Annotated in this window: 2 pseudogenes; both read right to left on the reverse strand. The window is 66.2% G+C overall.

Features of this window, described 5'->3' with window-relative positions:
• A pseudogene (locus tag B3547_RS19750) lies at positions 1–356 on the reverse strand (lytic transglycosylase domain-containing protein); the annotation flags it as partial.
• A gap of 618 nt (positions 357–974) precedes the next feature.
• Positions 975–1180, reverse strand: a pseudogene (locus B3547_RS19755) (hypothetical protein); the annotation flags it as partial.

Consider the following 1180-nt stretch of genomic DNA (forward strand, 5'->3'; position numbering starts at 1 on the left):
CGCACGTTGTTGACCGCGCGCAGTTTCTGCCAGTCATCGTTGCTGAAATCGGGCGTGGTGGCGAGCTGGCCTTCGCGCAGCCCCAGCGCCTCGGCGGCCATCATGCCGTAGAGCGTATCGCGGCTGCGGGCGGCGGCGCGCAACGCCGCTGTCACCTTTTCGGGCTTGCGGCAACGTAGCCACGCGCGGCTGGCCCAGTAATGCGCGGCCGAGGAGAGTTCCTGATTCTGGGCCTGCCCGGCGGCTTTTTCGAAGCTATCGGCGGCGGCAAGGCAATCGTCCATGCGCCAGCTTGCAAGCCCTGCCGTCCACAGCGCCTCGGCAATCCACGGGCCGGAGCCTTCAACCGCGCTCAACGAAACGGCGCGCGCGTCGGCATCCTGATTTTCGATGTAGAACGCCCAGCCGACCTTCTGGCGCCATTCGGCGCGCGCGTCGGACGATAGCGAGGCNNGCGCTGGCGACCGAATCCGGCATCGTTCCATCGGCGATCGAGCGGGGGCGGATGCGCTTGGATACCGAAGGCATCGCGAAAAGCTGCTGCGTGCTGGGCAGCGGCACCGGCAAAGCGGTGGCGCCACGCTTGATCGCCAGCCGGCCGATCTGTTCGGCCCATGGCAGTTCCGGCGCTTGCGCCAGAAGCTGGTTCAGCGAATCGAGTTCGATGCGCGGCGACGAGGCGGCGAGATAGAATTGCGCGCGGGCGACCGCATGGAGCGGGCCATCGGCGCGCTTGACGAACATCGACTGGACCGACGCCCAATCCTCGCGCTCGATCGCGCCGAACAGGTCACGGTAATACTGGCGGTCGTCCTGGCTCAGCAGCGAGGGAACGGCNNTCGATCCGCGCGGCTGCGGAAATAGTCAACCGCCGCGCTGTTGGCGTGCGCGGGAGCCGTGCCCGCCATCGAGCCGGCCACCGCCGCCAATCCCAAAAGGGCTGCGCGGGTGAGGCGCCTGTTGATCACCAAGGTTCAGTCCCCGTCCGTCGTCCATTCAAGCCAGCGGCTCCAAATGCCCGCCTTGAGCGCCGGCCGCGCCAGCATTGCCTCAAGGTCATGGGCCGAAGCCGCCGGAACCCTGCCTTCGTCATGGTTAAACGAGTCCAAATTCGCAGCATTATTCGGTGAATCGTTGCCCATCAGCGTTGAAATGCCCGATCTCCCGAACACAAGCATCC

Origin of the sequence: Novosphingobium sp. UBA1939, assembly GCF_002336885.1 — a bacterium.
Lineage (GTDB): Bacteria > Pseudomonadota > Alphaproteobacteria > Sphingomonadales > Sphingomonadaceae > Novosphingobium.